This window comes from Bacillus kexueae (genome assembly GCF_022809095.1).
Lineage (GTDB): Bacteria > Bacillota > Bacilli > Bacillales > Aeribacillaceae > Bacillus_BZ > Bacillus_BZ kexueae.
Window position 1 is genome coordinate 19,743 of record NZ_JALAZE010000015.1, and the last position, 26,955, is coordinate 46,697.

A 26,955-nucleotide genomic window follows, 5' to 3' on the forward strand; every position below is an offset into this window, starting at 1 on the left:
CCTTACCCCCCATGTTCTACAATGTCTTCTAACTGCTGTCTAATATACATGTCTTTATACCATCCCTCTTGTGCCATCAATTGTTCATGGGTACCTCGCTGAACAACCTCCCCTTCATCAAGCACGAGAATCAGATGCGCATGTTGAATGGCGCTTAAGCGATGCGCTGTTATAATCGTTGTTTTCCCGTCACGGTTTGCTTTTAAGGAAGTTAAAATTTGCTCTTCTGTTTTTGCATCTACAGCTGATAAAGAATCATCTAGAATTAAGATCTCAGGGTCCATGAGAAGAGCACGAGCAATGGAAATGCGTTGCTTTTGCCCCCCAGATAAGGAAACGCCTCGCTCCCCTACAACCGTGTCATACCCTTCTGTTAATTGAACGATGTCATCATGAATATGGGCTAGCTTCGCTGCCTGTTGAACTTCTTCTACCGTTGCATCGGGTTTTCCGAATGCGATGTTTTCTTGAATGGATGCTGAAAAAAGAAAATGATCTTGCGGCACGTATCCAAAGACACTGCGCAATGAATTAAGCTCATAGTCAAAAATAGATTCGTTCCCAATCTTGATATCCCCATTTATATCTGGAAACTCGCGAAGCAATGCTTTAATGAGAGACGTTTTTCCTGCCCCTGTTTTTCCGACAATTCCTAACGTTTCTCCCTTTTTTAATGTGAAATGGATATTGGATAATACCGCCTGTTCTTCATTTGGATACGAAAATGAATCGACGTGATATTGAAGATCACCACTCGGTGTATCCTTTCGCGCTCCTTTTTGCTCTAACACATCCGGTTTTTCATGAAGTAATTTCGATACTCGATCATAGGAAGCTCTTCCTCTTTCCACAATGTTGAACAACCAACCAAACGCAAGCATTGGCCATATAAGAAGGCCTAGATACGTTGTAAACGAAACAAGCTCTCCAATCGTTAATTCCCCTTGAATCACATAGCGAGCTCCAAACACAATAGCGAGAAAGAACGAAACCCCAACAATGATTGAGATCGTTGGATCAAACAATGAATCGACTCTCGCAACAGCTAAGTTTTTACGAACAACATCTTCAGACTGATCACGAAAAGATTCGATATCCTCCTTCTCTTGACCAAACGTTTTAATGACTTTTATCCCCGATATACTTTCTTGTGTTTTGTCATTCAAAGAGGAAAATGCTTCTTGCGCCTGCCCAAATCGATTATGTAGTAATGAACCGTAAAAATTCGTTAAATACGCCATGATAGGCATGGGAATCAAACAGATGAGCGTCAACTTCCAGCTAATTGTTGCCGCCATCGTAATGATGACGAATCCACCTACAGCCAATGAGTCTACGAGTGTTAAAACGCCAGCTCCTGCCGTTTGCTGAATCGCCTGTAAATCGTTCGTCGCATGGGCCATCAAATCACCAATCCGTCGTCGTTGGTAAAACGATTGCGTCATCATCGTAAACTGTTGATACAAACGATTCCGAAGGAGCTTCGACAATTTAACCGCTGAACCGAAAATCATAATGCGCCAAATAAAACGAAGCACATACATCATGAGTGCAGCTCCTAATAGAATACCCATCCACTGCCACAACTTTTCTTGCGAAAGAGTACCTTCTGCGATTTGATCGACCACGATGCCGATCACTTTTGGAGGGACTAATTCTAAAAATGCGACGATAAATAACAATATAATTCCCGTTAAATAAGCTCTTTTCTCCTGTTTAAAAAACCACATCAACTCCAAAAACACTTTCATCCGAAAAGTCCTCCGATACCATTTGGTTAAAAAAACGTAACAGTTACATTTTACCAGAAATTTCTGAATTGTTCATTAAACACTGAATTGAGATTGAATAATTTTCCATAATACCTTCCACTTCCCGTTTTCAACTCGACTAATTCCATGTTTCTCATCCAACTCACGGACAACTTCTTCTAATGTGAACCCTTGATACTTAATATACATTTTGTTACTAAGTCCACGGGCTTTTAAAATATGCGCACTTGGCCCTAACAAATTCCCATTTGTTAAAAAGAAAACACTCTCGTCCTCACATTCGATCACATCCCACGACTGTGGAATATACTCTTCCGATTGAAATTGAATCATTCGTTTCTCTTCGTTCATGAACTTACTCCCTCTTACTTTTCTATTCAATTAAAAAGCTTTCAAAAAAACTTACAATATCGATGGAATCTTGACAACGAAATAAAAGACGTTTTTTGGCATCATTATATCGAATTAGTAAAGGAAAATGCTTAACCGAATGAAAATAATACTGTACCGAACTAATTTCTGAGGCATTCATTCACCCGTCTTATAAAAATTAGACATCCGTTTCGTTTGAGAAGTTTTAGGGAGCGTAACTAGGTTGGAAAATGACTTGAGACTATTGAGGAAACAGTAAGGTAAACATGGTAATGTACGATTATCTAGAAGCACTAAAATACATAACCTGGGGACAAATATTGAAAAAATTAGTTAGTTAATGAGAAGTGTAAAGTTATATTATTAAACAAGGTCAAAAAATGGTCACGAGAAGTCTCGTGACCATTTTAACCTTATTTATATTAGGTTTTGAGCGTTTATTACATCATTCCGCCCATTCAAGAATATAAAAAATAGAAACAAACTCTTGCAAAAGATAACTAATTTATCAACTTTTCTTTATTACATGTCTAATAATCTTATATAGAAAATAAAAATTCTATGAGCAATAATATGAACATTTCATCTAGCCGAACGTCATCGATGACTTTCGGCTAAAACTTGTTTATAAATCTAATATTCACCCTTAGTCGAGGGAAATTTTATATCGTATATAATCATTAAAATTAATACCTTCAACTTTTAAATAAAGAGCATATAATAATTGATTTCTACAATTTGCAAAGTAGTTTTTATAATAAAAATATTATCAATTTAATTGGGTAACAATAACAAATTTCGGAAGTTCCTTAAGGTCTTTATCTTCTGTTTCTATTTGTATGTCTGGTGAGATTTTCTTGACATACTTAGGTACTTTTTCTTTAATGTAACCTTCAACCTTTGATTTCGAAAATTCCTTATATCTATCAACAATTGCACTTATTAGTGATTTGCTTTTATTGTTACAACAAAATAAACACACTAAAAAGTCAGAAAAAGGACGTACTTCATGATAACCATAACCTTTTCTTCCTCCACTTCCAACTATGCCTTTAACAGTTGGTCCAAAACTATAAGTCACCCCTTCATAAAAGTCATGTATCGTTTTACCACACCTACAGTTTATTGTAGGAAAGTTATTTACATAATTATAGAATATGTAAATAGGAATACATTTATCAGCAGCAGCTTTGTTAAGAAGAGTATCGATTTGGGCTTTTTTACTTTTTCCAACATAATTTAGACTCTTATATTTCATATCTTGGCTTAATATTTTTGCTTGTACTCTAAGTGAAATTGCTTTTCCGTGGTCTATTATCCACCATTCCCAATCTGCACCTACTTTGTCCTCCTTTTTTTACTGAACTTCTCTATTTTTGTACTACTCCCTAGTCTTTTAGGTAATTCAATCAGGCTAACATCAGTTATTGTCTCTTCACCAACACTCAAATTTGTAATAAATCTTCCCTCTAATATATACCAGGTTAATAATGAAAAATCTTCTATTGCACTGCAGACACTCATTCCTTTAAGCTTCCTTCCATTAATTATAATGATTTCTATTAATTAATTTTAATTGTTAAATTGGTTATATTAACACTTTTATTCTTACTCAGCCGTTTAACTTTGTTATCAACGATAAAAAAGATCTCAACTCTTCGTGGAGATCTTTGGTTATTTTCCAAACAATTTATAAATCACTCAAAATATCATCAATCTCTTCAATGTTAATAGTTAATTTATTTGCATATTTCTTTCTAAGATCGTTATATTCCGCATTAGTCACTATTGTTTCGTTAATTCGCTTTTGATAAATGTATATAAATAATAGATGAGTTAAAGTTGCGTTTCTTGCAATCACTTTATTTTCTTGCATATTCCACAAAACATGTCGCCAAGGTTTTTCGACTAAAGAAAAATCTATCTCACTCATTGCTTCTAAAATTTGTTCATAGCTTTTTTCTGTGCGCTTTTTAACAGTAGAAACTGCTTTTATAAACGAGGAAAGTCCGACTGGACGAAACAACAAATTTCCACCTTCACTATTTCTAAAAGGAAGAGCCCCATCCTGTTCTAATCTAAGGAACTCATTTACTTGACTAAACCTAGTACTGAAAATATTCCAAAAAGAATAACATAAATTCTGAAATTCATCTATTTCGGTATCCGAAGGCCTTACTCTTAGATAATTTTCTATGCCACCTTTAAAACCAATTCCCTTATGGTAATTTAAAAATAAAAATTTATTACAATCATAAAGGGTTTCTATCGTGGTAAATGCACTTGTGTTACTTTCAACCAAGTTGGTTGATAAACTTATTCGATTATCTTTAAACAATTGATGGTTCTCAACAAGATATCTAGTAGTAATTGCAATAATATCATCTTCATCCAAGGCAATTATTTCACTTTTCTTCACTGGTTTTGCATACCTATTTAACGTACTAAATAATCTCCTAGTCCTTTCCATTCCTTCTGGATTATTTCTATGACCTATAAAGATTACAGGGATTGTTTCGGAACTTATAGATGGGTCTTCTTGTAAAGCTTTTTTAATTCCTTCTACACGGTGTTGTCCATCAACCGGAAAAATAACTTCCATCCCAGTAAATTCCAGCAAACCCATATTTCCATACTGTTCTCCCTTATATTCGAAACTAACCTCTCTAAACTGTGGGTCACCTTCATACACTGCAAGTACTATTGCATTAAAGAATCGGTCATCATGTTCTAATATGTATTTTGATATTTTTTTGTAATTGTTTGTTATAGATCTTTGAAGCAACTCGCTTAATTTTTCTGATTTATGTAACTCTTTATCAATTTTGCTTACATAGTTATTAATTTGATCGAAAGTCATTGAACAGACATAATAACTCCAATTACCTATACTTGATACAATAGCTGGAATTCTCATTATACACGTCCTTTCTTATGGATAAAACATTCTTTTAGCTTCCTTAATTTCTACTTCATCAATTTCAGGATTATATACAGGTAATACAGACGCTATTAAAAATTTTTCTAAATCAACAATAAGTTCATTATCATCTATAGTTGTATAAGAAATATATAAATATGGTCCCCAGTAGTTGATCATCTTTTGAATACTTAATCTTGTATCGGTAATATAGCGCCTGCATCTCGATCTTAAACTATATGTACCATTATTATATTGAGCCCTGCCAATATACATAGTATAGTTTATTACATTTGGTATTAAATCAGATTTTATGCGGAATATATAAATACCACCTGTATCATTAGGTATAGTACTCATATCATCATGTAAGGTTCCATCATCTTTTAAAAACTTTACTTCATTCCAACTCAATTGATTAATGTCATAACCAACTGCTTTGCCCCTACGCGGTGCTATAGTTGGAATAGACAACTGAAAATGCTCTTTTCTTGCTGATAAATATTCGTGTTTTTCAAAAGCATTCAAACACCTCACCTCAAATACGCTAAAAACTTTATCTGCATTTCCTATGAATCTCTTCAATTCTATTATTCTATCAAACTACAGACTCCAAGAATATTAACTCCATCCCTAAAATCCCCGTAACCTTCCAAATAATAAATCACCATTTAATTACAGTCCTCCGAACACTTTATTAAGTATAAACGATTGAACCACCGGGTTATATTCTTCGTACAAAGTATTATTAAACACATTATTTTTATACATCTCACTAGTTATAGCTATTTTTTCTTGACTAACACCTTCTAATGGCCACAACCATTTAACCGAAACTCCTTTCCCAAGTCCGTAGTCTTTAATTTGGTCATCGTATACAACCCCTATAGCTTTTATTCCCAACGACTTCTTGCTTATATCCATAGATTTAATATATATGAAGTCACCTGTCTTAATCTTGGTGAGCATCTTGTGCAGGCCAGGAGCTTCTTTCTCATCCCAACCAATACAGGCACATTTTTGTTTTAGAAATTCATTTGACTTATCGCGAGTCCCACCATACATCGCTCCAATACCATAAATAGCCATATATTATCTCCCCCTTATTTAATTTTTGCCCTAAATGTAATAGGTTCTAAATCTAAATAATCTTCCATATCACCATTAAGCACAAACATATTTCCTGAATTGCTTGTTTCATCATAATCAAAAACCCTATAAAGATAGAAAGTTTCAGGGTGCTGCTTAGAAGGTGTGTGGTTAATGCCCTTAAGAACTTATTCAAAAAAGCATCAAGATGCTGGGTTAAGCAATCGGTGATAATATACTAGGAATGTTTCTATTTCACTAGTTTTCGGTATATTGTCCCTGATAGTACTCATCCCTCCAGCTGCATAGCTATTTAATAATTCCATGCCTTTTTCACTGAGCTTGGTGCTTGAGTCGTTATCAATTAACTGTAGGATTAAACCCTCCACACTTGTACGATCCTCAGAATTTATCCCTTGTCTCTCCATCTCAGCATTGATTAATAACCCAGTAATCAACGGGGCTTTATCTGCATAAGCTTGGGGATACCCTTCTACGAAATCAGCACTCTCATATTCATCTTGCTTACCTAGTTTTTCATTACTAAGACCAACCATTAAACATAAGTAATACTTGTCAAATATGGTTTTAAACTTATTATCTTTCTGGTCAATTAACTTAAAGTATTCTCTTGCTTCTTTAGGTAACTTAAACCCCATCAGGCAAACCTCCTAATTTTTTATTACATTCTCTTCTTCCTCTTCTTCCCCTTGAAAGGTAGCAAATGTTTCTTTTCCTTCAATACAACGCGTTTCTCCATTTTCTTTACTAATTGTTAGAAATTGGACTTCATCTTCAATTCTGTAGAAATAGTCTGTAAAGGCCTCTCTCTCACCAGAAGTGATAAAAACAATAAGCTGGTCAAATAAATGAGGTATTGTTTTAGATACTTGCCTTCTTACTGAAAGGTCCAACGAACCAGCTGGGGAATCAACTATAAAGGGTAAATCATGAGAAGATGTTTCAAACATCGATCCCAAAAATGAATACGCTATAGCCAATGATTGACCTTCACTAGCTCCTGACTTACCAGCTAATTTAAGATAGCCTTTTATTTCTTCTACTTCAATGAGCTCTGCTTGAATAATTTTCGAAAGCTTTTCATTTGTCTCATCCTTGATTCTTTCCTTTAATTTGTTGATAGTAGCTTTCTCAATGTCAGTAAGAATTTTTTTGAATTTCTCTGAGTTTTTCACAAGAGTTACTGTATCTGTAGCCTCAGCAATTTTCTCCTCAATTTTCGCAAATTTCTCTTCACATAGTGGTATATTTTCCTGAAAATTTAAATGTTCCTTTTCAAACTTATCTTTTGTTGTAAGGACTCTTAATCTTTCGGTCGCTCTATCAATTTGTACTTCTAATTCGTTCCTCTCTTGTTCAAGATTTTGAAGCTCAATGTCACCTGCATCAGCTCGCTTATTCTGAAGTCTGTCCCAATCACTTTTCACTTGATTTCTCTTAACAATTAATGAATTCAATGCTCCTATTTCTCCATTAAGGTCTTCGGTAAAAACTCTTCCCTTAATAGAAGTTTTAATAGCATTAATTACACCTATTTGATCCTCTGCAAGAAACTCTTCAGACTTATCAAGGATATAAGTCTTCTCAACTAAACCTATTGGTCTCCCACAAACGCAATTATCATTGTCAGCTAGGTCTTCAAAAAATTGTCTTGACATAGTTCTTGGCAATTTTAATTTTTGCATTTTAGATGAAAGTGAAGTAAGTTTATCAGCTATTGTGCTTGACAATTGGAATGGATTTCTTAAATCATTTAATATACTTTGTGACTTTTCAACAATTGCATTTCCTACATTTATTCTTTCCTGTTCTAACTTTTCAGCTTGCTCCCTTAATGTATGGTCTGATTTTATAAGTTCTGATATCTCTTTTACAACATTGTTTAACCTAACTTGCTTTTCTTCTTTTTCATTTTCTAGTTGGTTTTTTTCTTTATTCAAGTTTGCTAGGGTTTTTAAAATGGTTTCTTTTTCAGATTTTAATCTTGTTAACCCTACTTCAGTTTTAGCGCTAGTTTTTTCCATATTGCTTTGTTTTTCATTAACAATTGCAGTAATTCTTTGTCTCATATCACCTAAACGATTAAGTTGGTAAAGATATCGAATTGTCCTTTCAGCTTCAAGACTTTGACTACCGATTATTTCCTTGGCTAACTCACCATCGAATACAAACCGTTTTACAAACTCGGTTGTAAAAGCACTCTTTAGAACTGATGGTAATTTGTGACCATTTTCAAGTCCACCTACATCACCCACTCTTGATGTCTGATAATAGGCTTTTCCATCTGAATAATCTAACTTTAAATTCACTACATATATAGAGCTATCAATTAACAGCGTTACTCTAAACTCTCCTAGTAAATCAAGAGAGTTAGGCGGTTTAAATCCTGTAACTTTATCGTAATCCCAATCAACAGCCGATCCATCAAAAACAGCACGTAATAAAGTTTGTGTAGTAGTCTTACCATAACCGTTTGGCATCATAATAAGATTTATTTTATGTGGGATATTTAATTCCTTTTCAACAGATATATTGAGGTTATTAACACCCCTAATATTTTTATAACTCCAGTTAAGTATTTTTAGGTTCATATCCTTATGCCTCCTTTTTCATAAGATCAATAACGGCTAGAATATCATCATCCAGATATGAGTCTTTCATTGCATTATCAATAAGACGTTTTACTCTTCTTTTGAATTCATCGTTTTCGTCGATCTCTCGAAACAACTCCTCAATCGCTTCATTTAATTCCTTATTTCTATCCATACTAACTACTCCTCTCTTTTCACCTTAGCCATTTCATTTAGCCATATACGTCTGTCATGATCAGAATTCCCTTCATCGCTAACCTGAATAAAATCTACTACAGCTGCACGCTTTTTGGGATTATTTGGATCGAGTCTTAGACTTCTGCCGATCCTTTGAATAGTTTGTATCTTTGCTTTATCAGCAGAAAATAAAATAATGTTATTAACTGAACTAATATCAATTCCTTCTGATATTCTTTTACTAGTTATTAGACAGTTAAGCTCTCCATTACTGAAACGAAGTAAATTTTGTCTATCGTCTTCTCCGTAATAGGTATGATAATTTGGCTCAAATCTAATTAGTATCTGCTGCACCGCTTCCCCGAATTCTTTTGTTTCAACAAAAATAATTGACCTGTCCAAAATATCTCTATTTAATTGTAAAAACGAATAGAATATGGGTAATTTTGCTTTAGAGACTTTTTTCACTCTAGCTATATCTCTAAATAAATTCTCATCCACCACATATTCACCCGCTTGCTTTTTAGCATTATGAGTAGCAATTAGTTGTTTAATTTTTTTTCGATCTTCTTCCGTCAATTCAAACTCTAAAGGGGTGTAGTCAAATTCACATAATATGCCCCGTCTTATTGCATCTTCTAGACCGAACTCAAATACTTTGCCCCCTATTTCTGCTTCTATAAAATCATTACCATTCTCATCATATTCTCTTTCGGGCGTTGCACTAAGTCCTAATCTATATTTAAAGGGACTAATCTTTCCACTTAGTTTTTTTACTAACATTGGAGCACCAAATCCGTGTACCTCATCACAGATGATTATTGAATTTGTTAATATTTGATTCGTAAAGTGGTCAATAAAATCAACAAGAAATTCTCTTGAAATTATTAAAACTGCATTTTCTGGATTAAGTAAAAATCCAGAAATCTCTTTATACCTTGAGAATTGCTTGTAAATTGTTAGGTTAGTCCACATCCCCACTTCTTTAGACCATTGTTCTAGTAGATCTGATCCATCTACTGTAACAATCGCGCTTTTTACAGATTTATTATTATGGAGAATCTTCACAATACTTAATGCGGTTCTGGTTTTGCCTGTTCCAGTTGCCATTTCAAGTATCCCATTTCCAATATTCAAAAAATTTCTAATGGCATCATCTTGATGTCTCCACTTATTTTCTATTCTCTTTTCTTCTGAAAGTTTATATGGCCTTTCTAATGTACGTAGCGTAAAGATGTCTTCTTTTACAGCACTAGGCATGTCGAAAACCTTTAAGTTTTCATCACTATTATTCCAAATTTTTTCGAAGCGCTTAATATCATCTTCCACAAAATCGCCTAAGCCTTTCCATGTGGGGAATACTTTAATACTTTCATAATTCCTTTCTCCTTTTTTACTATCGTTTACGGAACCATTAAAGGATAACTTTTCTTCTGCTCCATAAAATATACCAAACTTGTCATGAAAGTCTCCTCCCTCTAAGCTTTTAGTTGGAACTGCAAACCTGAACTCTAATATTCCATCATAAATAAACCAGGCAATTGCATTAAGAGTTTCCTCTTCTAAGTATTCTTGTAGCAATCTTACTTCTTCTTTTAGAGTAGACACAAGATCAATATCCTCTGGTTCAATTAATCCTTTTGAGAGAGCATCCAAGTCCCTTTCATCTATTATTGGGCTTGTTATCCAACGTGCTGTACCTCCATTTGCTGCAAAGTGACTTAAACCATAAGCATTTGATCTAATCCAACTTGAAGTAAAATAACCTACACCCCTATCATACTTCTTCGCCCACTTTAAGCATGGATCGTAGAATTCAAGTGAAAAATTGTTATCGGAGGTATTTAATGTAAGTGGGATATTAGGCAATTCAGTCAATTTATACCACCCCTTTCATTCGTTTCCATTTAACGCTAAAATCATCTTACCACATATTTATGTGATACACAAATCACATATCACATCTTTTTAATTATTTTTGAAAAAGTATCTAATCATGAAGTTAAATCAACTAAAACGCATTAAAATGTGTTATATAATATAAGTAACACATTCAAGTAATTATATAGAAAGGAGCCTGTAAATGGACAAAAGAGGAAATAGCTTTATTACGTGGGAAATGCCCATTGGTTCAGTTTATAATAATTATAGAGCCCACTTTGAGTTCCCGAGTTTTCAAAGGGGGTTTATTTGGAAAGATGAACAAAAATCACTTTTGATTCATTCTATTTTGATTGGGTTTCCATTACCAAATTTGATACTCTCTAAAAATGATGATAGTTACACTGTTATAGATGGCAAACAAAGACTTTATACCATTTTTGATTTTATGGAAGACAAGTTCAGACTATATCCTGACACTCCAAATGTTTCTAATACCAATATTTCTTTTTGTACATTTAGTAAATTACCTTTGGAACTTCAACAAAATTTCCTTAATGAAAGTCTTCGGTTCACTATAGTTGAAGGAGCTGATAATAGTGACATTTTCGAATTGTTTGGCCGACTGAATAACTTTACACCCATATCAAATTTCACAAAACGAACATTTCGATCTTCGTTAATGGATCAGGTATTAGAGCTTGCAAACCATACATTTTTCCAAAAACACTACCCATTAACACCAACTGCTAGAAAAACTCAGGTTGATAATCAAATAGTTATTATTACCTCCATGTTACTAGATAAAGAATTACCTGTAGATAAGGTAAATACAAAGGCTACAGAAGATTACCTAGAGTATTTATCAAAAAGTAATAAGACCTTAGAGACTGAATCAATAAAGCAAATCATTGATTATATGGAACTTGTATCAGGTTATTTAACTGTAAGAGAGAAAAGGAAAATATATAAAAAGGTGGATACAATTGTAATTTTACAAGTTTCCTTTGAGCTTTCTAAAAAAAATATAGATCATGAAATTTTCTCTGAATTTTTAAAGCAATTTTTCATTAATAATCAAATGGAATATGACCAATACAACGATCTTAAAAAGTTGGGATTCCATGAAATAAAAAATATTAAAAAGCGAGTTGAGATTTTAAAAAATAACTTTAATAAATTCCTTCAACAGAAAGAAAATAATATCAGCTAACAGGATATTTCAAAATCATAAGCATAGTAATTATTAAACCCCTGCTTTCGTATAGCAGGGGTATTATTACGTGACAGCTTATTTTCCCCTTAGATATGGGCCAACTTAATGATATTTTATTATTGATTACTCATAACTTTTCTAGCAACCATCTTATCTATTACCCTTGTATAAGACATTAAAAGTTCGTAAAATTGAATATCTTCCTTACAATGCTCTTTTAAATCGGCATACTTTCCACATTGCCATAGATCCAATGCCTTTTTTCTAAAAGGAGTCTGTTTACCGTGAGGATCGTTTACTTTTTCATTCGGTTTCAAAATTTTTTTCAGCTCTTTGTATCCTTGATTTCAAATTCACTTTTTTATATCCTCCCTGAAACCTTAAGTTGATTTTCAATATGTTCTATACGGTTACAGCCTTTGTAAGTAACCAGATAGTTCCTGCTATAAAATTTGATAATCTATTAGAAGTCTCAGGATACCAGCTAAAGCAAGCAATATTTAACAATCAAAAGTTAGAAGAGTGTCAAAACTGTGGGTGGATATTTGAACCTAGACATGCATCACAAAAGTTTTGTTCTCCTTTGCCAGGCAGAAAAAGGAGTACTCGTGAAAACACTTATAACCAACGACAAAAAAGATTAAAAAGAAGGCAGTCACAGGAAAGGAGTTAATTAAAATGGCATATATACGAAAACGGAAAGTGGGCTTATACCGTATCACTTGGTATTGATCCTTTAACAAAAAAACAAAAACAAAAAACAAAATCAGGTTTTGCTACAAAGAAAGAAGCAGTTTCTGCTGCTAGGGCAATGGAAGCTCAAATAGAGGACGGAACACATGTAAATGAAACTAAAATGACATTTGAGTCATTTACCCAAGTCTGGATAAAGGTATATGCACAAAACGCAAAAATAAGTAGCGTAAGAGCACGTAGTAAAGAAATGAAACACTTTATATCCGTTTGGGGGCCATATCCTCTTAAGAAGATAACCAAACAGATTTACCAAAGACGTATATTAGAGCTTTCCGAAAAGTACAGCAAGAATTACTTGGGTGGTATCCATGCATGCGGACGTATGATATTTAATCACGCAATTGATTTAGGATTAATCAAGGTTAATCCTAAATCAATTGCCCAAATATCAACCTAAAATAGAAGACATTGAGGAACAAAAAGAAGAGATTAAGTTTTTAGAAAAAGAAGAGTTAGCTCGACTATTACGCCTTGCTAACTCGGATGGGTTAGAAATGGATTCATTGATTTTTACCACTCTAGCTTATACTGGTTTACGTATTGGAGAACTTTTAGCCCTTAAATGGACTGATTTTGATAAGGAAAAAGGATCAATCCGTGTAACTAAAACACTATACAAACACGTAACAATATAAAAGAGTATGAGTTACTTCCACCTAAGACTTCTGGCTCGATCCGTACAATTCGTATAGATGATAAGCTTGTAAAAATGTTGCAGCACCATTCAATTAAGCAAAAAGAATTTAAGTTACAAAATCGCCCTGTATACGTTGATAACCAGTTCATCTTCGCAAGAAATGACGGGAACCCACAATTAAGAAAGGTAATTGAAACCAGACTTAAACGTTTATTAAGAAAAGCCGGTATAGAAAAAAATATTACTCCTCATTCATTCAGACATACTCACACATCTCTTTTGATTGAAGCGAGTGTGGGAGTAAAGGAGATTCAGCAGCGTTTAGGCCATACAGACATAAACACAACAATGAATATTTACGCTCATATGACGGTTAATATGGAAGAAAAGGCCTCCCACCAGTTCAGTAAACTGATGAAAGACCTTCTCTAATTAAGATGGTTTTTGTGAAAAAAGTGAGCATTTTTTGCTTACTATGAGCAAAAGTATGAGCAATTATCTTTATTCCACTTAAAAACCCCTATATATCAAGGCTTTATGATGTTTATTACATCATGCCGCCCATTCCGCCCATGCCCATGTCAGGCATGCCGCCGCCAGCGTTTTCTTCTGGCTTGTCAGCTACTACTGCTTCTGTTGTTAAGAAGACAGATGCAACAGATGCTGCGTTTTGAAGAGCAGAACGAGTTACTTTTGTTGGGTCAACGATACCAGTTTCGATCATGTTTACCCACTCGCCAGTTGCAGCGTTGAATCCTACGCCAACTTCTTCTTTCTTTAAGCGCTCTACGATTACAGAACCTTCAAGACCAGCGTTTGTCGCGATTTGACGTACTGGCTCTTCTAATGCGCGAAGAACGATGTTCACACCAGTAGCTACGTCGCCTTCAGCTTCGATTGCTGCTACTTTGTTGTAAACTGTTACAAGGGCAGTACCACCACCGGAAACGATACCTTCTTCAACTGCTGCACGAGTTGAGTTAAGGGCGTCTTCGATGCGAAGTTTACGCTCTTTTAATTCAGTTTCAGTAGCTGCACCAACTTTGATTACTGCTACACCGCCAGCTAATTTCGCTAAGCGCTCTTGTAATTTTTCTTTATCGAACTCAGAAGTTGTTTCTTCTAATTGAGCACGAATTTGGTTCACGCGACCAGCGATTTGTTCGCTGTCTCCAGCACCTTCAACGATTGTTGTATTTTCTTTTGTTACAACAACTTTACCAGCGCGACCTAATTGCGTGATGTTTGCGCTCTTAAGATCTAAACCTAAGTCTTCAGTGATTACTTCACCGCCAGTTAAGATTGCGATGTCTTCTAACATTGCTTTACGACGGTCACCGAAGCCAGGAGCTTTAACCGCTACAGCGTTGAATGTACCGCGAAGTTTGTTCACAACTAATGTTGCTAACGCTTCACCTTCAACGTCTTCAGCAATGATTAATAATGGCTTACCTTGTTGTACTACTTGCTCTAACACTGGTAATACTTCTTGGATGTTAGAGATTTTCTTATCTGTAATTAAGATATATGGATTTTCAAGAACAGCTTCCATTTTGTCAGAGTCTGTTACCATGTATGGAGAAGCGTATCCACGATCGAATTGCATACCTTCTACAACTTCTAATTCAGTTGTGAAGCCTTTAGATTCTTCGATTGTGATAACGCCGTCGTTACCAACGCGCTCCATTGCTTCTGCAATAAGCTTACCTACTTCTTCGTCAGCTGCAGAAATCGCTGCTACTTGAGCGATAGACTCTTTACCTTCGATTGGCTTAGAGATTGCTTTTAATTCTTCAGTTGCAACCGTTACAGCTTTTTCGATTCCTTTACGAACACCTACAGGGTTTGCACCAGCTGTGATGTTTTTAAGACCTTCGCGGATCATCGCTTGAGCTAATACAGTCGCAGTCGTTGTTCCGTCCCCAGCAACATCATTTGTTTTGCTTGCAACTTCTGCTACTAATTTAGCACCCATGTTTTCGAATGCGTCTTCTAATTCGATTTCCTTGGCGATTGTAACACCGTCGTTTGTAATTAAAGGAGAACCGAATTTTTTCTCTAATACGACGTTACGACCTTTAGGTCCTAAAGTAACTTTTACGGCATCAGCTAATGTATCTACACCACGTAGCATCGCGCGACGTGCTTCTTCACTAAATTTAATTTCTTTTGCCATGATGCATTCCTCCTCAAAATTTTATTTGTTCTATGATATAAAAACTGCCTTCTATTAACCGATAACAGCTAGGATGTCACTTTCACGTAAAATTAAGTATTCAGTACCTTCGTATTTCACTTCAGTACCCGCATATTTTGAGAAGATGATGCGATCGCCTTCTTTTACTTCTAGCGCTACACGCTCACCACTGTCAAGTACACGACCAGTACCAACTGCAACTACTTTACCTTCTTGAGGCTTTTCTTTTGCAGTATCTGGTAATACGATACCACTTGCTGTTTTTTCTTCTGATTCTACAAGCTCAATAACTACGCGATCACCTAATGGCTTTAACACGTGAAACAACCTCCTCAAATTGTTTTGAGATTTTTAAAATTTTCCTTTTTATTAGCACTCATTCATCTTGAGTGCTAACACAGTTATAATATTAAAGAAACTTTCTTACAATTTCAAGTATCTAATACAAAAATTTTTCTACAGAATCTCTCAGTCGAAACTTAAAGCTACATCCGTATGCTCTCTAATAGATTATGTTAAAATAAAAAGGTATGGTTAGATGACAGACTCTATTCGTTCGCACCCACTACAGGCATACGCTTTATGTGGGATGCCTTTTGCTTGAGGTATTCAATTATTTCATGACGAAAACAAATATTAAAAGCAGTAAAGGAGTTAAAGCGTGATTAAGCACTATTGGTGGATTATTATTACATATGTACTTATGCAGCTTTCTGCATTTGCTGGCGTGCCGATGATGTACAAATATTTATTAGGGACAGGTCTCTCTAAGGAACTTGCTATCTATAAAGCGCAAGCCTATTGGACCATCTTTAGCTTCTCCTTGGCATTAGTGATTATTCTAATCCTCTTAACGAATGTACGCCAAGTAGAGTTAAGAGATGAAGCAAAAGCATCGGTGAAAGCATCAACCTTTTGGGCAATAGGTGGAGCGTTCATGACGTTATTTGTCCAAGGTATAGCTGCAAATATTGAAGTAAATGTGTTTGGCATTGACCCAGGTTCTGAAAATACGCAAATCATTATGGATTTAGTCAAGATGACGCCGCTTCTCATCCTTGTAACGTCCATTATCGGACCGATTTTAGAGGAAATCATCTTTCGCCGAATCCTATTTCGTGTTATATATAAAAGAACGAATTTTATGATAGGAGCTCTCGTTAGTTCAATATTATTTGCCCTTGTACATGGTGAACCTGAACATATTCTTTTATACGCATCGATGGGGTTCACATTTGCGTACCTTTACGTGAAAACGAACCGCATATTGGTACCCATTTTCGCCCATACGATGATGAACACATTCGTAGTCATTATTCAGCTCCTATATGGTGAAGAAATTGAGAAAATGACAAATCAAATGGAGAAAATTCAAATCATTATTGGAGGCATCTAAGAATGAGATTTAATCCAAATTCCATGGGCTTGTTTTATTTAGCCATGGGTATTTTATTTACGTACTTAGCAATTAACACTGCAACTGCAACAGATACAATTTGGACTCTTCCGACGATTATCTTAATGTTGCTAGCAACATTCGACTTTTCGGTATCCATTCGTATGTTTTCGTATTCTGCTCGCATGAAAAAAGCGAAAAATAAATAAGTAAGCAGATTATTACCTTCTGCTTTTTCGTAAAAAAGGAGTGCTTATACGTATAGACGTATCGGCACTCCTTTCTTATTTATTCATCTCTTTCATTTGCGCCAGTTGTGCTTTCCGATAAGCAAAGCGCGAAATGACGATGCTAATTTCATATAGAATGAATAACGGTACGGTTACCATTAAATGTGAGATTAGCTCTGGTGGTGTAATCATCGCTGCAACAACAAGCAGGACAAAGTAAGCGTATCGTCTAACACTCACTAGAAGCATCGGCGTAATGAGCCCTAGTCTAGTTAAAAACATGACGACGACAGGAAGCTGGAACAATAGTCCAAATGGCAATGTTAACTGGAGCAAAAAGCGAAAATACTCATGAATTCCAATCACTTGGTTAATCTCCAAGTCATTGGAAATCCGATTCATGAAATCGACGACAAACGGGAATAAAATAAAATACGAAAACGATAGCCCCAGCAAAAACAAGCCAAGTGAAATAGGAATGTAACTGAGTGTCACTCGTCGCTCCGTTTCATATAGTCCCGGACTGACAAATGCCCATAACTGATATAAAATGACTGGTGACGTTAATATCAAGGCTATTATAAATGTAAACTGCATATACACCATAAATGGGTCTGTCGGTCGAAACGCATTTAACGCAAATTGTTCGGCTTCACTTGTATGTTGCAAATACACAATGATCGGCTTCGTTAAGAAGAAGCCACCTACCACTGACATGAAAAAGAAAACGACCACGATTAACAGCCGTTTTCGCAATTCTTCAATATGTTCTAACACAGACATTTGTTTTTCGTTCATAGGAAATCATCCTATCTGTTACTTTTCTGATTTCTGTTTGTCATCCTCGTAATCATCCGCTAAACCTTTTGTAGCTTTTTTGAATTCACGTAATGTATCTCCGGCTGCTCGTCCAAGCTCTGGAAGCTTTTTCGGACCGAAAATAAGAAGGCCTACCACTACAATTAATAGGAAACTACCTAAACCGATGTTCATGTTCACACCTCCTCTAGTTGTTATTCTTGTGGATAGTTCTTTAAGAAATACGCTAATGCCTGTAACTCAACGGATAAATCAATATGATGAATCCGGATGGAATCCGGAACCGTTAACCGAGCTGGCGTAAAGTTTAAAATACCTTTTATTCCTTTTCGGATGAGTCGGTCAGCAATCGATTGTGCCACCGGTGCTGGCACCGTTAAAATTGCCACCGTTACATCCTCTGGTAAATGTTCTTCTAGTTCATCTAAGTGATAAATAGGAACACCGCCAACCTCTTGACCAACTTTATCTCGGTCGACGTCAAAGGCAATCGTAATCTGGGTGTTATTGTTTTTCATAAAATTATAATTTAAGAAAGCTGTCCCTAAATTTCCGACCCCAATTAACGTCACTTTTGTTAGTTCATCTTGGTCTAAAGTTTTGCGAAAAAAGGATAGCAGATAATTAACATTGTAGCCATATCCTTTTTTTCCAAGAGCGCCAAAGTATGAGAAATCTCGGCGAATTGTAGCGCTGTCCACCTTTACAGCTTCACTCAATTCTTTTGAAGATACACGCTGTTTACCTGATACATGCAAGTTTTGTAAAAAGCGATAATAAAGTGGCAGCCGTTTCGCTGTCGCTTGTGGTATCTTCTGTTGATCCTGGTTCAATTTTTATCCCCCACAATCTTACAAAACAGAACCTTTGCGCTGATAATCCCCGCTTTTTCCCCCTGTTTTTTCAACGAGATATGTGGGCCCAATAATGATGCCTTTATCAATTGACTTACACATATCATAAACGGTTAACGCACATAGAGAAGCAGCGGTTAGCGCTTCCATTTCGACTCCTGTTGCCCCTTTTGTTTTGACAGTTGCAACAATTTCTAGTATATACTTCTTTTCATTTTCTTTCCAATCAAATTGAATGTCGACTGCTTTTAATGGAATCGGATGGCACATCGGGATCATGAAAGGTGTGTTTTTCGCCGCCATAATTCCAGCTACTTGAGCAACTGATAACACATCGCCTTTTTCCATTTGGTGACTAATGATTCGTTCATACAATAATTGCGAAACCATAACACTCGTCTTCGCTACCGCTGAACGAACGGTTTCATTCTTCTCCGATATGTCGACCATCTTCGCTCGACCTTGCTCGTTTATATGTGTAAACTCACTCACGAATATAACTCCCCTTATACTAGAACTATACACTATTTTTAACTTTCTGTCTTTCTCCTAGATGTTACAAATTTTTGTCAGTGACCACTCGAAAACACCGATATATTGCCCATCTAAAATGATTAAGCTACACTAATAGAAGAAAGGCGAACACTCTTTTTTTCATTACTAAAAGGTGGTTGTTTTTAGAAACTCCTTGTTAATGAAGCAACAATGTTTACGAAAACAGCCTTTCATTAATATTGTTAGTAGGCACTTTCTATTATTTGGAAAGTGAGAGGTGAAAACGTATGATCTTATTACAATTAAATGACGTAACAAAACATTTTGGTGCTGACCTTATTTTATCGAATATAAAGCTTGAAGTGCAATCCGGCGACAAAATTGCTTTAGTAGGTAGAAATGGGGCCGGAAAATCCACTCTATTAAAAATCATAGCTGGAGAACTTTCGTACGATAGTGGAGAAATCATTAAACCGAAAGATTTGACGATTGGCTACCTAGCCCAAAATACTGGCCTCGAATCCACGCAATCCATCTGGGAAGAGATGGCATCTGTTTTCACACACCTTAAAGAAATGGAACAAAAAATGCGAAAAATGGAAGCCAGTATGGCAGAGAATGATCCTACTTCCCAAGCGTTTCAACAGCTTTTAAAAGAATACGATGAACTACAATACTCGTTTAAAGAGCAGGGTGGATATCAATATGAAGCCGATATTCGTTCTATTTTGCACGGCCTCGGATTTCATGACTACAGTTATGAAACTCCCGTTGCTTCACTTAGCGGTGGCCAAAAAACCCGCTTAGCCCTCGGGAAGTTATTATTAACGAAGCCTGATTTACTCATTTTAGACGAGCCGACCAACCATTTAGATATCGCAACGTTATCGTGGCTTGAGCAATATTTGCAAGGATATGATGGCGCCGTTTTAATCGTCTCACACGACCGCTACTTTTTAGATAAAGTCGTCAACATCGTCTATGAAATTGCGCGTACGGAATGTACAAAATTTGTCGGAAACTATAGCAAGTACTTAAAACAAAAAGCGGAAAACTATGAACGAGATTTGAAATTATACGAAAAACAGCAAGATGAAATTGCCAAAATGAAAGATTTCATTCAACGAAATCTAGCACGCGCTTCCACCACAAAACGGGCTCAAAGCAGACGAAAGATGCTCGAAAGAATGGAAGTTATGGACCGCCCAAATGGCGACTTAAAATCCGCTAACTTTTCATTCGATATCGAGCGTCAAAGCGGGAATGATGTGTTGAAAGTGGAGAGCTTAACGGTAACATATGACGGGGAGAACCCAATCCTTTCTGACCTCCACTTTATGTTGACACGTGGAGAATCCGTTGCATTAGTAGGGCCGAATGGGATTGGAAAGTCAACCGTTTTAAAAACTTTAGTGAATCGACTAACGCCACTTACAGGCAGTATTCGGTTTGGCTCAAATGTCTCGATCGGTTATTACGATCAAGAACAAGCTGACTTAACCTCTAACAAAAGAGTGTTGGATGAATTGTGGGACGAATACCCGACACATACTGAAAAAGAAATTCGAACGGTTTTAGGAAACTTTTTATTTTCAGGAGACGACGTTTTGAAAAATGTCTCTTCATTAAGTGGTGGAGAGAAAGCTCGCCTAGCTCTCGCAAAGCTAATGATGCAAAAATCAAACCTTCTTATTTTAGACGAGCCAACGAACCATCTCGATTTAGATAGTAAGGAAGTGTTAGAAAACGCACTGATTGATTATCCTGGTACCATTTTATTCGTTTCCCATGACCGCTACTTCATGAACCGTTTATCTACAAAAGTTTTAGAGCTTTCTCATGAAGGTTTGACAACTTTCTTAGGTGACTATGACTATTACGTAATGAAAAAAGAAGAAATGAGAGAGTTAAAACGGTTAGAAGAGGTGCCTACAAAAGACAAAGAAGCTGAAGCTAAACCAGAAGGGAAACGATCATACGAGGAAGAGAAGGAACTAAAAAAGAAAGAGCGCCAACGCCAACGAAAGATTGAGGAGCTTGAGTCCGAAATAACGAGACTAGAAGAAGAAATTGAAAAAAATGAAACGCTCTTATGTGACCCTGAAATCTTCCAAGATCATGAGCGTGTTCAACAAATTCATGAAGATAACGAAAAGTTAAAAGAGCAGTTAGAGGAACATATGTTAAACTGGGAAGAGTTAATAGAAGCGTAACGATCGCCATCAGATTGCCTTGAGCTTTCTGATGGCGATACTCATTTTTTCTTCAAATCTCACCTTAATAAAAAAATGAATTTTAAAGTTCTATTAATTTATCCCCATCATCCACAATCCAATACTTTTTTATCCACAATTTCCACATGTAAAAAAGAGTTGATTTCACAACTTTTTATCACCATTATCTCATTTACCCACATCCATGTGTATAAATTGTGCATAAACTGTGGGTTATCCACATATTTTCTAAAAATTCTAACCAAAACATTTGTGAATTGTGAATAATTTTGCGAATATTCCTCCTCTGCCTCCTACTTATCCCCACTCACCCATTTTTCTTTAATGCATGGACCTGTTTGAAACGGTGCAAGCTGGGATGGATGAACACTTCCACACCAGGATTAAAGCGACTCAAAAGGTGACACTGGGAGCTAGACATCAAAAAAACTGTAAAGAGAATACTTTAACACTTTATTGAACTTAAACTTTCTGTAACAATGAAAAAAAGAGCTAGATGTAACATCTGGCTCTTTCATTATTTCAATTCTAATCCTGGATTTCCGTTCATATCTAATTGTCCAAATTTCTTCTTTTGATACAGAATATCACCGTAAGCTGCAATCATCGCAGCATTATCTGTACACAATGACAACGGCGGAATAACTAACTCTACATCATCTTTTGTTGAAAAAGCATCTTCCAACGCTGTTCGAAGACCTTTATTCGCAGCTACTCCCCCAGCTAATAAGATTTGTTTTACATTCAATTCTTCCTGAGCACGAACAGTTTTCGTTACTAATACATCGACCACACTCGCTTGAAAGCTGGCAGCTAAATTTTGTGGTTCAATCGTTTCCCCTCGCTGGGAAGCATTGTGCAACGTATTTATCACCGCAGATTTTAACCCACTGAAACTAAAATTATAAGAATCGTCCAACCATGCACGCGGCAAATCAATAGTCGGTTCCCCTTCATGAGCAAGACGATCAATATGTGGCCCTCCTGGGTACGGTAAGTTTAACGTACGTGCCACCTTGTCATATGCTTCTCCCGCTGCATCATCCAAAGTTTCTCCAATCACCTCAAAAGAACCGTGCTCTTTCATATACACGAGCTCCGTATGCCCCCCAGAAACAACAAGCGCTAAAAGCGGAAACTTTAATTCCGTAATCAGCTGATTGGCATAAATATGTCCCGCAATATGATGGACGCCAATTAGGGGTAAATTGTGAGCAAACGCTAATGCTTTTGCAGCGTTTACACCAATTAATAAGGCCCCAACTAATCCAGGTCCTTCAGTCACCGCAATAGCCGATAAATCTTCAAAGTTCATACCTGCCTTTTGCATGACTTCTTCCAGTACGACAGTTACGTTTTCAACATGATGTCTTGAAGCAATTTCCGGTACGACGCCTCCAAAACGTTTATGACTATCGATTTGAGACGCAACCACGTTCGCAACAATTTCACTTCCATTTTTAATGATGGCCGCTGCTGTCTCATCACAACTCGTTTCTATCCCTAATATATATCGGTCTTTTTCATTCATGTAAATTCACCCACATTAATAAAGCATCTTCTTGATTATCCGAATAATAATTTTTCCGAATTCCGATTTCTTTGAATCCTAACTTTTTATACAAGGCTTGTGCTACTAGGTTAGAAACTCTCACTTCAAGCGTCATTTGACTTGCTTCACATTCTTTTGCAAACCGCATGACATAGCTTAATAGCGTTTCTCCTAGCTTCTGTCCACGATAGGTTGGTAATACCGCGATATTGGTGATTTGAGCATCATCGAAAACAACCCATAGTCCGCAATAGCCGACGATTTCTTCTTCCATTTCAATAACAAAGTAATGAGCGTATTGGTTTTCAAACAATTCATGCATGAAAGCTTCCTTTGTCCAAGGATTGGGAAAGGAACTACATTCGATTCGATGAACAGCTTCTAAATCATCCGCTGTCATCTTCCGTACATTCGCTAATTGATTCATTTTGATGCGTTTTGTTGTTCCAGCCATTTTGCTTCAGCCTCAGCCATTCGTAAGTAATTTGGAACGAAATGATGAACATTTTCCGAATCGCGATGATAACCTAACTTTACTAACATAGATGGACGTGGGTTGTGGTGCACTACATCTGCGATAACAGCCTGTTCTCCTAATTGTTGTTGGATGGTTTCCTTATGAATGGCTACATCGTTTCCTACAAATAAAATTGGTTTCTCTTTCTCTTTCAATTTCTCTAACCAATCGGTTAGAAGTACATTTTGGTCTGGTAGAACACTCTTCATCTCCGTGGAGTATTCATATAAACCCGTATATACTTGTCCGCGGCGTGCATCAAAAAGTGGACAAATATACCCGTTAAAAAACTGTCCGTTTGCCGCTAACACTTCTAAACTAGATACGCCTACAAGCGGAATGTTCTTGCTCCAAGCAAGCGTTTTGGCAATTGTGACACCAATGCGAACACCCGTATATGAACCAGGCCCTTTTGCCACAACAATTTTCGATAGCTGATCGATTTGAATATCACAATCATTCATTAGTTGTTGTATCGCTGGCATTGCTCGCACGGAATGATTCTTCTTTAAATTCGTGACAAGTTCACCGATTACTTTTTGTTCATCTACTAGCGCCACGCCCAATACATAGTTGGACGTATCAATTGATAGTACTGTCATTGCTCATTAACTCCTTGCACAACTCGCTGTAGCGCTCACCAATTGGCTCAAGCACAATTTTGCGTTTATTGTTTTCAATATGATGAATGGAAATCTCTAAACGAGATACCGGAAGTTGGTCTTGAATGATTCGTGCCCACTCAACTACCGTAACACCGTCTGCTTCAAAATACTCATCAAACCCCAAATCCTCTTCACTATCATCCATTCGATATACATCCATGTGGTAAAGAGGTAAACGGCCCTCTGTATATTCTTTAATAATCGTAAAAGTAGGACTGTTGACTGTACGATTAATCCCTAACCCTTTTGCCAACGCTTTCGTAAATGTCGTTTTCCCAGCCCCTAAATCGCCTTCCAGTGTGATTACATCACCCTTTTTTAAACGGTCTGCTAAGGAAGAAGCAATTTTAGCTGTCTCCTCAGGACCGTTTGAAATGATTTCATATCGCTGTTTCATTTCATCACCTTATTTTTTAAAATGATTGTATCCACCTTTTTGTAAAGGATGTTCTTTACCTTCTTCCAAGATTAAAACAGAATGTTCTCCTTTTGGTAAAACGGATCCTATATCTGAAATATGAACACCTTCTCGTTCACATTGTTGCTTGAACAGTTCGTAATCACTCGGTGGTAATGAGCCAACAAGCTCAAAGTCTTCTCCACCTGTTAATGCCCATGTCCATTTTTTGCTTTCATCGAAATTTTGAATGGGCCTACTCAATGGGATTTTATCACGATTTATGCGAATGGATACTTGACTTGACTCAGCAATTTCATGTAGTTCACTTGCCAATCCATCACTTATATCATTTAAACATGCTCGTTCAAAATGAACAAGTTTTCTACCAATACCAATCTGTGGCACAGGTCGCTGATGGCGATGAATGAGAAACTCTTCATCTTTCGAATATGTATCTTTTACACTTTCCAGAAGTATATTTAATCCTGCTGCTGAATCTCCTAACGTACCTGTCACAAAAACCACATCACCAGGTTGAGCGGTTTGGCGTAAGATTGCTCTCCCTTTCTCCACCACTCCAATTACTGTTACGGATAAAAACAATCCAGACATAGACGAAGTTGTGTCTCCACCAATTACATCAACCTTATATTGATTCGCCAATTCTTTGAGACCATCGTAAAGAGCAGATAACTCTTGCTCTGCCCAATGTTTCGGAATCGCAATCGAAACAAGACAATATTTTGGAATCGCACCCATCGCAGCGATATCGCTTAAATTCACCGCTAAACATTTATAACCGATATCATATGCCGACATTGTCTTAGTTGTAAAATGAATTCCTTCTACCATCGAATCTTGACAGACGACTTGATCATATTCAGATGATGTTTCATAAACAGCACCATCGTCCCCTATTCCTACTTTTATCGTAGAATTGTGTAGATAGCTTGGGCGGACCTTATTTATAAACTGAAATTCATCTTGAATGGACATGAACATCCTCTTTCTTTAAAATCTTTCGTTTTATCTTTAACTAGTTTATCGTATCCACTTCGCTAATCCAAGTCTATACCTTGTTATACTTATCGTCGCCTATCTTAATAGCTTTTAACCAAAAATACAAAGTGTTTCAATAAGAACTTAGCGTTCACTTGAGATGAAGCGCTTTGCTTTTGCTAACGTTAAGAACTAGACGAACCGCTTAAAAATATAGTCATTTTCAGAGACAATAAGAAACATACATGATTTTACACTCACACCCCGGACATGAAAATTTATTCTCCCCGGGGCTTCCTTTCTACCATCTACCTATCATAATAGATCATTCAGCTCATAGGTAATTTTTATTTTCACAGAAAAAGCGCAAAGCGCAAGTCCTTAGGCGAAGGGCGCTAGAGGACCTGCGAGGAGGCTTCCGTCGCCACAGCAGGGCCGAAGCGACCCGAGCTGATTTCGCTTGGAGCTAGACACCAAAAAAAACGGTAAAGAGAATACTTTAACATTTTATTGAACTTAAACTTTCTGTAACAATAAAAAAAACGAAACGCATTACGTTTCGTTACTTATAAATTCATGGCGGTCCCGACGGGAATCGAACCCGCGATCTCCTGCGTGACAGGCAGGCATGTTAACCGCTACACCACGGGACCATATTAATATGTTATTTCTAATTTTACTAACATTAACGTTTTTAATTGGTTGCGGGGACAGGATTTGAACCTGCGACCTTCGGGTTATGAGCCCGACGAGCTACCAGACTGCTCCACCCCGCGATGATAATAAATTGTTTATTGTAAACAAAAAAGCCTGGCAGCGTCCTACTCTCACAGGGAAAACCCAACTACCATCGGCGCTGAAGAGCTTAACTTCCGTGTTCGGTATGGGAACGGGTGTGACCTCTTCGCTATCGCCACCAGACAATATGTTTTCGGCTTTCGACAAGCTACGTATTTTTCAATACGCTTTGCTTCTCAAAACCCTTTTCTTTTTGATACGGTTTGAAAGAAGATTATTCTTTCAAAACTAGATAACGTGTTCACTGAAATCAATCAACTGATTGAATAGGTTAAGTCCTCGATCGATTAGTATCCGTCAGCTCCATGTGTCACCACACTTCCACCTCGGACCTATCAACCTGATCATCTTTCAGGGATCTTACTCA

General features: G+C 36.5%; 28 protein-coding genes, 2 tRNA genes, 2 rRNA genes and 1 pseudogene. 7 read left to right on the top strand and 26 right to left on the bottom strand.

Annotation, left to right across the window (positions count from 1 at the left end):
- Positions 1 to 2: 2 nt before the first annotated feature.
- The 10 genes and pseudogenes from ML543_RS16455 to ML543_RS16500 all read right to left on the bottom strand — a co-directional run bounded on the left by ML543_RS16455 (position 3) and on the right by ML543_RS16500 (position 10,820).
- Positions 3 to 1,751, bottom strand: a complete 1,749-nt coding sequence (locus tag ML543_RS16455; protein WP_243388498.1) for an ABC transporter transmembrane domain-containing protein — start codon at positions 1,749 to 1,751, stop codon at positions 3 to 5.
- Between the two features lie 75 nt (positions 1,752 to 1,826).
- Positions 1,827 to 2,123: a hypothetical protein gene (locus ML543_RS16460; protein ID WP_243388499.1), complete on the bottom strand. Its 297-nt coding sequence runs from the start codon at positions 2,121 to 2,123 to the stop codon at positions 1,827 to 1,829.
- Between the two features lie 790 nt (positions 2,124 to 2,913).
- Positions 2,914 to 3,486 (bottom strand): annotated as a pseudogene (locus ML543_RS16465) (DUF6615 family protein); the annotation flags it as partial.
- A gap of 348 nt (positions 3,487 to 3,834) precedes the next feature.
- Positions 3,835 to 5,061, bottom strand: coding sequence for a DNA sulfur modification protein DndB (locus tag ML543_RS16470; protein WP_243388501.1), 1,227 nt, complete (start codon positions 5,059 to 5,061; stop codon positions 3,835 to 3,837).
- Between the two features lie 15 nt (positions 5,062 to 5,076).
- The gene (locus ML543_RS16475; RefSeq protein ID WP_243388502.1) at positions 5,077 to 5,592 is read right to left on the bottom strand and encodes a hypothetical protein; all 516 of its coding nucleotides are present in this window, start codon (positions 5,590 to 5,592) and stop codon (positions 5,077 to 5,079) included.
- 147 nt (positions 5,593 to 5,739) lie between these two features.
- A complete protein-coding gene (locus ML543_RS16480; RefSeq protein ID WP_243388503.1) occupies positions 5,740 to 6,153 on the bottom strand; it encodes a hypothetical protein in 414 nt (137 codons plus the stop codon).
- 203 nt (positions 6,154 to 6,356) lie between these two features.
- A complete protein-coding gene (locus ML543_RS16485) occupies positions 6,357 to 6,812 on the bottom strand; it encodes a hypothetical protein (protein WP_243388504.1) in 456 nt (151 codons plus the stop codon).
- Positions 6,813 to 6,824: 12 nt separating this feature from the next.
- Positions 6,825 to 8,765, bottom strand: a complete 1,941-nt coding sequence (locus tag ML543_RS16490) for a hypothetical protein (RefSeq protein ID WP_243388505.1) — start codon at positions 8,763 to 8,765, stop codon at positions 6,825 to 6,827.
- 4 nt (positions 8,766 to 8,769) lie between these two features.
- Positions 8,770 to 8,940: a hypothetical protein gene (locus ML543_RS16495; RefSeq protein WP_243388506.1), complete on the bottom strand. Its 171-nt coding sequence runs from the start codon at positions 8,938 to 8,940 to the stop codon at positions 8,770 to 8,772.
- A gap of 5 nt (positions 8,941 to 8,945) precedes the next feature.
- Positions 8,946 to 10,820, bottom strand: a complete 1,875-nt coding sequence (locus ML543_RS16500) for a DEAD/DEAH box helicase family protein (protein ID WP_243388507.1) — start codon at positions 10,818 to 10,820, stop codon at positions 8,946 to 8,948.
- A 205-nt stretch (positions 10,821 to 11,025) separates the two neighbouring features.
- Here ML543_RS16500 and ML543_RS16505 point away from each other — a divergent pair, with 205 nt between their 5' ends.
- Positions 11,026 to 12,036, top strand: coding sequence for a DUF262 domain-containing protein (locus tag ML543_RS16505; RefSeq protein ID WP_243388508.1), 1,011 nt, complete (start codon positions 11,026 to 11,028; stop codon positions 12,034 to 12,036).
- 119 nt (positions 12,037 to 12,155) lie between these two features.
- Here the strand turns inward: ML543_RS16505 and ML543_RS16510 are convergent, their stop codons facing one another.
- On the bottom strand, positions 12,156 to 12,356 hold the full coding sequence (locus tag ML543_RS16510; protein ID WP_243388509.1) for a hypothetical protein: 201 nt from the start codon (positions 12,354 to 12,356) through the stop codon (positions 12,156 to 12,158).
- Between the two features lie 368 nt (positions 12,357 to 12,724).
- Between ML543_RS16510 and ML543_RS17055 the strand changes: the two genes are divergently transcribed.
- From ML543_RS17055 to ML543_RS17000, 3 genes are read left to right on the top strand one after another with little or no spacing between them, the layout of a single operon-like run.
- The gene (locus ML543_RS17055) at positions 12,725 to 13,192 is read left to right on the top strand and encodes an Arm DNA-binding domain-containing protein (protein ID WP_341482371.1); all 468 of its coding nucleotides are present in this window, start codon (positions 12,725 to 12,727) and stop codon (positions 13,190 to 13,192) included.
- Positions 13,173 to 13,430 (top strand): tyrosine-type recombinase/integrase, encoded by a 258-nt coding sequence (locus ML543_RS16995; protein ID WP_279326722.1) that lies wholly within the window; start codon positions 13,173 to 13,175, stop codon positions 13,428 to 13,430. Before ML543_RS17055 ends, ML543_RS16995 begins: the two co-directional genes overlap by 20 nt.
- A gap of 38 nt (positions 13,431 to 13,468) precedes the next feature.
- A complete protein-coding gene (locus ML543_RS17000) occupies positions 13,469 to 13,864 on the top strand; it encodes a tyrosine-type recombinase/integrase (protein ID WP_341482372.1) in 396 nt (131 codons plus the stop codon).
- Positions 13,865 to 13,979: 115 nt separating this feature from the next.
- Here ML543_RS17000 and groL read toward each other — a convergent pair whose 3' ends face one another.
- The gene (gene groL / locus ML543_RS16525; RefSeq protein ID WP_243388510.1) at positions 13,980 to 15,608 is read right to left on the bottom strand and encodes a chaperonin GroEL; all 1,629 of its coding nucleotides are present in this window, start codon (positions 15,606 to 15,608) and stop codon (positions 13,980 to 13,982) included.
- A gap of 54 nt (positions 15,609 to 15,662) precedes the next feature.
- Positions 15,663 to 15,947: a co-chaperone GroES gene (gene groES / locus ML543_RS16530; protein WP_243388511.1), complete on the bottom strand. Its 285-nt coding sequence runs from the start codon at positions 15,945 to 15,947 to the stop codon at positions 15,663 to 15,665.
- Between the two features lie 343 nt (positions 15,948 to 16,290).
- On the opposite strand from groES, the gene ML543_RS16535 reads away from it, so the two are divergent.
- Both ML543_RS16535 and ML543_RS16540 read left to right on the top strand, forming a co-directional pair.
- On the top strand, positions 16,291 to 17,025 hold the full coding sequence (locus ML543_RS16535; protein WP_243388512.1) for a CPBP family intramembrane glutamic endopeptidase: 735 nt from the start codon (positions 16,291 to 16,293) through the stop codon (positions 17,023 to 17,025).
- A 2-nt stretch (positions 17,026 to 17,027) separates the two neighbouring features.
- Positions 17,028 to 17,234, top strand: coding sequence for a YdiK family protein (locus ML543_RS16540; RefSeq protein WP_243388513.1), 207 nt, complete (start codon positions 17,028 to 17,030; stop codon positions 17,232 to 17,234).
- Between the two features lie 75 nt (positions 17,235 to 17,309).
- On the opposite strand, the gene tatC is transcribed toward ML543_RS16540, so the two are convergent.
- Genes tatC through moaC form a run of 4 tightly spaced genes read right to left on the bottom strand, consistent with a single transcriptional unit; the run spans position 17,310 to position 19,420 of the window.
- Positions 17,310 to 18,053 (bottom strand): twin-arginine translocase subunit TatC, encoded by a 744-nt coding sequence (tatC, locus tag ML543_RS16545; RefSeq protein ID WP_243388514.1) that lies wholly within the window; start codon positions 18,051 to 18,053, stop codon positions 17,310 to 17,312.
- An 18-nt stretch (positions 18,054 to 18,071) separates the two neighbouring features.
- Positions 18,072 to 18,248, bottom strand: a complete 177-nt coding sequence (locus ML543_RS16550; RefSeq protein WP_243388515.1) for a twin-arginine translocase TatA/TatE family subunit — start codon at positions 18,246 to 18,248, stop codon at positions 18,072 to 18,074.
- Between the two features lie 20 nt (positions 18,249 to 18,268).
- On the bottom strand, positions 18,269 to 18,907 hold the full coding sequence (locus tag ML543_RS16555) for a redox-sensing transcriptional repressor Rex (RefSeq protein ID WP_243388516.1): 639 nt from the start codon (positions 18,905 to 18,907) through the stop codon (positions 18,269 to 18,271).
- An 18-nt stretch (positions 18,908 to 18,925) separates the two neighbouring features.
- Positions 18,926 to 19,420 (bottom strand): cyclic pyranopterin monophosphate synthase MoaC, encoded by a 495-nt coding sequence (gene moaC, locus ML543_RS16560; protein ID WP_243388517.1) that lies wholly within the window; start codon positions 19,418 to 19,420, stop codon positions 18,926 to 18,928.
- A gap of 290 nt (positions 19,421 to 19,710) precedes the next feature.
- On the opposite strand from moaC, the gene ML543_RS16565 reads away from it, so the two are divergent.
- Positions 19,711 to 21,636, top strand: a complete 1,926-nt coding sequence (locus ML543_RS16565; protein WP_243388518.1) for an ABC-F family ATP-binding cassette domain-containing protein — start codon at positions 19,711 to 19,713, stop codon at positions 21,634 to 21,636.
- Positions 21,637 to 22,174: 538 nt separating this feature from the next.
- Here ML543_RS16565 and tsaD read toward each other — a convergent pair.
- The 9 genes from tsaD to ML543_RS16610 form a co-directional block, all read right to left on the bottom strand.
- Positions 22,175 to 23,188 (bottom strand): tRNA (adenosine(37)-N6)-threonylcarbamoyltransferase complex transferase subunit TsaD, encoded by a 1,014-nt coding sequence (tsaD, locus tag ML543_RS16570; protein ID WP_243388519.1) that lies wholly within the window; start codon positions 23,186 to 23,188, stop codon positions 22,175 to 22,177.
- Positions 23,181 to 23,636 (bottom strand): ribosomal protein S18-alanine N-acetyltransferase, encoded by a 456-nt coding sequence (rimI, locus tag ML543_RS16575; protein WP_243388526.1) that lies wholly within the window; start codon positions 23,634 to 23,636, stop codon positions 23,181 to 23,183. The genes tsaD and rimI overlap by 8 nt, the downstream gene beginning before the upstream one ends.
- Positions 23,633 to 24,328: a tRNA (adenosine(37)-N6)-threonylcarbamoyltransferase complex dimerization subunit type 1 TsaB gene (tsaB, locus tag ML543_RS16580; protein WP_243388520.1), complete on the bottom strand. Its 696-nt coding sequence runs from the start codon at positions 24,326 to 24,328 to the stop codon at positions 23,633 to 23,635. Before tsaB ends, rimI begins: the two co-directional genes overlap by 4 nt.
- The gene (tsaE, locus tag ML543_RS16585; RefSeq protein ID WP_243388521.1) at positions 24,309 to 24,788 is read right to left on the bottom strand and encodes a tRNA (adenosine(37)-N6)-threonylcarbamoyltransferase complex ATPase subunit type 1 TsaE; all 480 of its coding nucleotides are present in this window, start codon (positions 24,786 to 24,788) and stop codon (positions 24,309 to 24,311) included. Before tsaE ends, tsaB begins: the two co-directional genes overlap by 20 nt.
- Positions 24,789 to 24,797: 9 nt before the next feature.
- The gene (gene thiL / locus ML543_RS16590; protein WP_243388522.1) at positions 24,798 to 25,787 is read right to left on the bottom strand and encodes a thiamine-phosphate kinase; all 990 of its coding nucleotides are present in this window, start codon (positions 25,785 to 25,787) and stop codon (positions 24,798 to 24,800) included.
- Positions 25,788 to 26,367: 580 nt separating this feature from the next.
- A tRNA-Asp gene (locus ML543_RS16595) sits at positions 26,368 to 26,443 on the bottom strand.
- Positions 26,444 to 26,489: 46 nt separating this feature from the next.
- Positions 26,490 to 26,566, bottom strand: a tRNA-Met gene (locus ML543_RS16600).
- A gap of 32 nt (positions 26,567 to 26,598) precedes the next feature.
- Positions 26,599 to 26,711 (bottom strand): 5S ribosomal RNA (gene rrf, locus ML543_RS16605).
- Between the two features lie 144 nt (positions 26,712 to 26,855).
- Positions 26,856 to 26,955: ribosomal RNA gene (locus tag ML543_RS16610) — 23S ribosomal RNA — on the bottom strand; the annotation flags it as partial.